Genomic DNA, 5,970 nt, shown 5'->3' with positions numbered 1-5,970 from the left:
GCGCTGGACGCGGTGGCCGCCGACCCGGCCGCGCGCGTGCTGGTGATCGCCGCCAACGGCAAGGCCTTCTGCGCCGGGCACGACCTCAAGGAAATGAAGTCCAAGCCCGACCAGGCCGAACGCCTGAGCTATTACCAGACACTGTTCGCCACCTGCGCCAGGCTGATGCTCAGCATCCGCAAGCTGGACGTGCCGGTGATCGCGCGCGTGCACGGGCTGGCCACGGCCGCCGGCTGCCAGCTGGTGGCGCAGTGCGACCTGGCGGTCGCGGCGCAGGGCGCGCGCTTTGGCGTCAACGGCATCGACGTGGGCCTGTTCTGTGCCACGCCCAGCGTGCCCTTGTCGCGCAACATGGGCCCCAAGCAGGCGATGGAAATGCTGCTCACCGGCGACTTCATCAGCGCCGACGCGGCGCAGCGCCGGGGTCTGGTCAACCGCGTGGTGGCCGAAGATGCGCTGGACGCCGAGGTGGCCACGCTGGTGGACCGCATCCTGGGCAAGCCGCGCGAGGCCATTGCCATGGGCAAGGGCATGTTCTACCGCCAGCTGGAAACCGGTATCGAATCGGCCTACCAGCTGGCCGGCCAGACCATGGCCTGCAACATGGCGCACGACGTGGCCCAGGAAGGCGTGCAGGCTTTCATCGAGAAACGCGCGCCCAGCTGGCGCACCTGAGGAACCTCCGGCCGCCTGGCCGACTCCGTCAATGCACACACCGGCCGGCAACGGCCGTTTCTTTTTCGTGTTGCATCATTGGCCCATGACTTCGACCGTTTCGCTTTCCACGACCCCGCCCCCCATTGACGACCTGCAGGCCTGGCTGGCCGGCTTCACCCAGCCCACGGTGTGGCTGGAACTGGTGGCCCTGGCCGCCTGCGTGCTGCTGGCCTGGCTGCTGGCTTCGGGCCTGCGCCGCGCGCTGGGGCAGCGCGACGACGCGTCCTCGGTGCTGTTCGGTCGCCGCGTGTTCGACGGTGCCCTGTTTCCGCTGCTGTTGCTGGTCTCGGGCTACATCGCCCGCGCGGTGCTGCTGAAGTTCGTGCCACTGGCGGTGTTCAAGGTCGCCATTCCGGTGCTGGTGTCGCTGGTGGTCATTCGCCTGGGGGTGAAAGTGCTGCAGGTGGCCTTCACGGCCGCGCCCTGGGTGCGCGCGCTCGAACGCACCATCTCCTGGCTGGCCTGGGGCGCCATGGTGCTGTGGGTCAGCGGTCTGCTGCCGCTGGTGCTGACCGAGCTCGACGAGATCCACTGGAAACTCGGGACCTCCACGCTGAGCCTGCGCACGCTGCTCGAAGGCGCCCTCACGGCCGGCGCGGTGATGATCGTGGTGCTGTGGATTTCCGCCGCCATCGAGTCGCGCTTGCTCAAATCTGCGGTCGGCGGGCAACTGTCGCTGCGCAAGGCGATCGCCAATGCCACGCGGGCGGTGCTGCTGTTCTTCGGTCTGATTTTTGCCTTGTCGGCCGTCGGCATCGACCTCACGGCGCTCTCGGTGCTCGGCGGTGCGGTGGGCGTGGGCATCGGCCTGGGCCTGCAGAAACTGGCGGCCAACTACGTCAGCGGCTTCGTCATCCTGGCCGAGCGCAGCATGCGCATCGGCGACAACGTGAAGGTGGACAACTTCGAGGGCCGCATCACCGACATCACCACCCGCTACACCGTGATCCGCTCGGCCGCCGGTCGCGAGTCCATCGTGCCCAACGAGATGCTGATCACCAACCGGGTGGAGAACCTGTCGCTGGCCGATGCCAAGGTCTGGCAGTCCACCGTGGTGAGCGTCGCTTATGACAGCGATGTGGAACTGGTGCGCCGCCTGTTGTCCGATGCGGCGGTGGCGCAGGAGCGCGTGCTCCAGGACCCGGCGCCCAACGCGGCCCTGTCGGCTTTCGGCGCCGATGGCCTGGAGTTCACCCTGGGCTACTGGATCGCCGACCCGGAGAACGGGCAACTCAACCTGCGTTCCGACATCAACATGGCCATCTTGCGGTCACTGCGCGAGCACGGGATCGAGATCCCGTACCCGCAGCGCGTGGTGCACATGAAGCCGGGGGCCTGAACCCCGGCGTCAGCCCATGAAGCCTGGTAGCCAGAGGGCGATGGCCGGGAAAGCGATCAGGATTGCGAGGCGCGCGATGTCGGCCGCCACGAAGGGCCAGACGCCGCGGTACATCACGCCCAGGTTCACGTTGGGCAGCAGCGAATTGATGACGAACAGGTTCAGGCCCACCGGCGGCGAGATCATGCCGATCTCGACGATGGTCACGATCAGGATGCCGAACCACACGGGATCGAAGCCCAACCCGGTGATGACCGGGAAGAACACCGGGATGGTCAGCAGCACGATGGCCAGTTCTTCCATCACCATGCCCAGCAACAGGTAGATGCCCATCATCATGATCACCACCATGATGGGGTTGGGGCTGAACTGCAGCACGAAGTCGCGCAGGTCCCCGGGCATGCTGGTGAAGTTGATGAAGTTGGTGAAGATCATCGCGCCGATCAGGATCATGAACAGCATGGCCGTGGTGCGGGTGCTTTCGATCAGGATGTCCAGCAGCACGCTTGGCCGCAGCGTGCCCCGCAGCAGCGCGAACAGGAACGCGCCCGCGGCGCCCACGCCAGCGCCTTCGGTGGCGGTGAACACGCCGCCGTAGATGCCGCCGATGACCAGCCCGAACAGCAGGGCCACGCCCCAGATACCGCGGATCGCGGCCAAACGCTGAGTCCAGGTGAAGCGCTCGGCCGGCGGGCCGGCTGCCGGGTCTTTCCAGGTCACGAAGACCACCGCCAGGCACAGGCAGGTGATGGCCACGATCCCGGGCAGGATGCCGGCGATGAACAGCTTGCCGATGTCGGTCTCGGTGATGATCCCGTAGATCACCAGGATGGTGGACGGCGGGATCAGGATGCCCAGCGTGCCGCCCGACGCGATGGCGCCGGTGGCCAGGGTGTCCTTGTAGCCGTGCGCCTTCATCTCGGGGTAGGCCACGCGGGTCATGGTGGCGGCGGTGGCGATGGACGAGCCGCAGATGGAGCCGAAGCCGCCCGACGCGATGATGCTGGCCATGGCCAGGCCGCCGCGCCGGTGGCCGACGAAGGCGTTGGCAGCGGTGAACAGTTCCTTGGCCATGCCGGCGCGCGCGACGAAGTTACCCATCAGCACGAACAGGGGAATGACGGACAGGACGTAGTGAAAGCCGGTCTCGAAGATCACCTGGCTGGTGCTGGCGTAGGCCGGTTGCCAGCCACGCATCAACCCCAGCCCCACCAGACCGGCCACCGACATGGCGACCGCCAGCGGCACCCGCAGGAAGGCCATGCCGAAGACGGCCAGAAAACCCAGCAGCGCGGTGATCATGCGGAGCCCTCCGCTGCGGCGTGGGCCGAGCCCTTGGCCGGGTTGCCGATGAAGAACAGCAGCAGGTGGGCCACCCCCGTGAGGACCAGGAGCGCGGCCATCAGCCACGCCACCGGCGCGATGGACAGGGCCAGGTGCACCGTCGTGTCGCCGTATTCCTCGAAGCGCTCGGCGCGCATCACCATCAGGCGCCCGAGAAAGGCGAAGACACCAGCGCACACCAGATGTATCACGCGGGCCTGCACACTGCGCAGCCAGTCGGGAATGACCGCGTCCAGTGTGTCGAACACCACGTGCTCGCCACGCCACGACACCAAAGGCAGCGCGGCAAAGATCACGACCACCATCAGGATCTCGGTCAGCTCCAGGCCCCCCGGGACGGAGTTGTCAAAAAACTTGCGGCCCACCACGTCGACGACGGTGAGCCACATGATGGAGAACAGGGCCATGGCGGCCATGACACCCGTGGACCAGTACAGCAACCGGTCGATCGATTTGTGCATAAGGGCTTTCTGCATGTGAAGGGGCCGGTGAGCTGCCTCTTGGCAGGCCCATCGGCCCCTGAGCCTGCGCTTGGCGCGTTGCGCCTGGCTGACGGTGGCTTACTTCACGTTCTTGATTTCGGCACGGAACTCGGCCAGGACCTTCTTGGGGTCCTTCAGACCCTTGACCATGGCCGAAGCGGCCCACTTGGTTTCCAGGTAGTCCTGCTTGTCGGCCACGGCCTTGACGAAGGCTTTGTCGGCCTGGATGCGGGCGACGCCCTGGGCCTTCTGGGCGCCGTCGCGACTGGCGGCGTCGACCCGGTCCCAGCCTTCGCCGAACAGGCGCGCGGCGTATTCGCCCGAGAGCTTGTCCACCACGGCCTTGTCCTGTGCCGACAGCGCCTTGTACTTGTCCGGGTTCATCATGAACACGAAGCTGGTGTTGTACAGGCCACCGGGGAAGGTGGTGGCGTGCTTGACCATGCTCAGCTTGAACGAGGCCACCGACTCGTCGGGGAAGAAGGTGCCGTCCATCACGCCGGTGGACAGCAGCTCGAACGACTCGGGTGCCGCCTTGAGCGTGGTGTTCCAGCCCATGGCCTTGGACAGTTCGTTGATGTTGCCGCCGCCGATGCGGAACTTCAGCGAGGCGGCGTCGGCCGCCGATGTCACCGGCTTCTTGCTGTTGAAAATGATGCCAGGGCCGTGGGTGAACACCGCCAGCACCTTCACGCCGCGGTGCTCGCCCAGCGGCGCGAAGTATTTGCTGTAGATGCGCTGGTAGGCCACCGAGGTCTGCACCGCGCTGTCACCCAGAAAGGGGAACTCGGCCACCTGGGTGTTGATGAAGCGGCCCGGTGTGTAGCCGTCTACCGTGTAGGAGATGTCGGCCAGGCCGTCGCGCACGGCATCGAAGGTGCCCGGTGCGGCCACCACGCCCTTGGGGAGGATGTTGCATTTGAGTCGACCGGCGCTTTCCTTCTCCATGGCATCGCACCAGGTCTTCTGCGCCTGGCTCAGCGTGTGTGTCGGCGGCAGCCAGCTGGAGACGGTGAACACCGTCTGGGCCTGGACGGCAGCGCCCATCAGCAGCGTGGATGCGAGGGCGGCGGTGGCCGCAAAACGGAAGGTCATGCCGGGTCTCCTGTAGGGTGGAACTCGTTACTCAACATAAGTAACCATCTGTAGTTCACTATAGGTCAATACCCGTGCCAAGCCCCTCCAGACTTACCCGAATTAGCCGACCGATCGGTTGGTTTTAGGGATTTCCCTTGCTTTGTCGTTGCGGCGGCAGACGGGTGCCGGGGCATTGATGATCATGCGCACACTTCCCCTATAATTGCAAAAAAGCACGACCGTTCGATTTTTGCGGTATTCCCATGCGGCAGCGTTCAGAATGTCGTGACCCGCGCCGTCGACCTACAATCCGAGTTGACGTGCACGTCAATTCGAGCACCCGTTTCCATCCGTCTTTCCCCATCATCAGGAGCAACCGAACATGAAGGTCATCGTCCCCGTCAAACGCGTGGTGGACTACAACGTCAAGGTGCGCGTCAAGAGCGACGGCACCGGTGTGGACATCGCCAACGTCAAGATGAGCATGAACCCGTTTGACGAGATCGCGGTGGAAGAAGCCGTGCGCCTGAAAGAAAAGGGCGTCGTCTCCGAAGTCATCGCCGTCTCCTGCGGCGTGGCGCAATGCCAGGAAACCCTGCGCACGGCCATGGCCATCGGCGCCGACCGCGCCATCCTGGTCGAGACCGACGTGGAACTGCAGCCCCTGGCCGTGGCCAAGCTGCTCAAGGCCCTGGTGGACAAGGAACAACCGGGTCTGATCATCCTGGGCAAGCAGGCCATCGACGACGACGCCAACCAGACCGGCCAGATGCTGGCTGCGCTGGCCGACCTGCCGCAGGCCACCTTTGCCAGCAAGGTCTAGATCGCCGACGGCAAGGCCATGGTCACCCGTGAAATCGACGGCGGCCTGGAAACCCTGGAAATCACCCTGCCGGCGGTCGTCACCACCGACCTGCGCCTGAACGAGCCGCGCTATGTGACGCTGCCCAACATCATGAAGGCCAAAAAGAAGCCGCTGGAGACCGTCAAGCCGGCCGATCTGGGTGTGGA

General features: G+C 65.4%; 5 protein-coding genes and 1 pseudogene. 3 read left to right on the top strand and 3 right to left on the bottom strand.

The genetic code is table 11. The annotated features are described in order from the left end of the window. Positions 1–675: enoyl-CoA hydratase (locus ACR2JA_RS08825; RefSeq protein ID WP_434008722.1), on the top strand; the 675-nt coding region annotated here is incomplete at its 5' end. A gap of 85 nt (positions 676–760) precedes the next feature. Then, positions 761–2,056 carry a mechanosensitive ion channel family protein gene (locus tag ACR2JA_RS08820; protein WP_434008721.1) on the top strand — a complete coding sequence of 432 codons (1,296 nt, stop codon included), beginning with the start codon at positions 761–763 and terminating at the stop codon, positions 2,054–2,056. Positions 2,057–2,065: 9 nt separating this feature from the next. On the opposite strand, the gene ACR2JA_RS08815 is transcribed toward ACR2JA_RS08820, so the two are convergent. From ACR2JA_RS08815 to ACR2JA_RS08805, 3 genes are all read right to left on the bottom strand, one after another. After that, positions 2,066–3,358 carry a TRAP transporter large permease gene (locus ACR2JA_RS08815; protein ID WP_434008720.1) on the bottom strand — a complete coding sequence of 431 codons (1,293 nt, stop codon included), beginning with the start codon at positions 3,356–3,358 and terminating at the stop codon, positions 2,066–2,068. Further along, on the bottom strand, positions 3,355–3,876 hold the full coding sequence (locus ACR2JA_RS08810) for a TRAP transporter small permease (RefSeq protein ID WP_434008719.1): 522 nt from the start codon (positions 3,874–3,876) through the stop codon (positions 3,355–3,357). The genes ACR2JA_RS08815 and ACR2JA_RS08810 overlap by 4 nt, the downstream gene beginning before the upstream one ends. An 84-nt stretch (positions 3,877–3,960) precedes the next feature. After that, on the bottom strand, positions 3,961–4,977 hold the full coding sequence (locus ACR2JA_RS08805; protein WP_434008718.1) for a TRAP transporter substrate-binding protein: 1,017 nt from the start codon (positions 4,975–4,977) through the stop codon (positions 3,961–3,963). Between the two features lie 364 nt (positions 4,978–5,341). Between ACR2JA_RS08805 and ACR2JA_RS08800 the strand changes: the two are divergent. After that, positions 5,342–5,970, top strand: a pseudogene (locus tag ACR2JA_RS08800) (electron transfer flavoprotein subunit beta/FixA family protein); the annotation flags it as partial.

The sequence above is a fragment of the Hydrogenophaga sp. genome (genome assembly GCF_051007235.1).
GTDB lineage: Bacteria > Pseudomonadota > Gammaproteobacteria > Burkholderiales > Burkholderiaceae_C > Hydrogenophaga.
The sequence above is the reverse complement of the archived record's forward strand: the minus strand, read 5'-3'. Positions and strand labels throughout refer to the sequence as shown.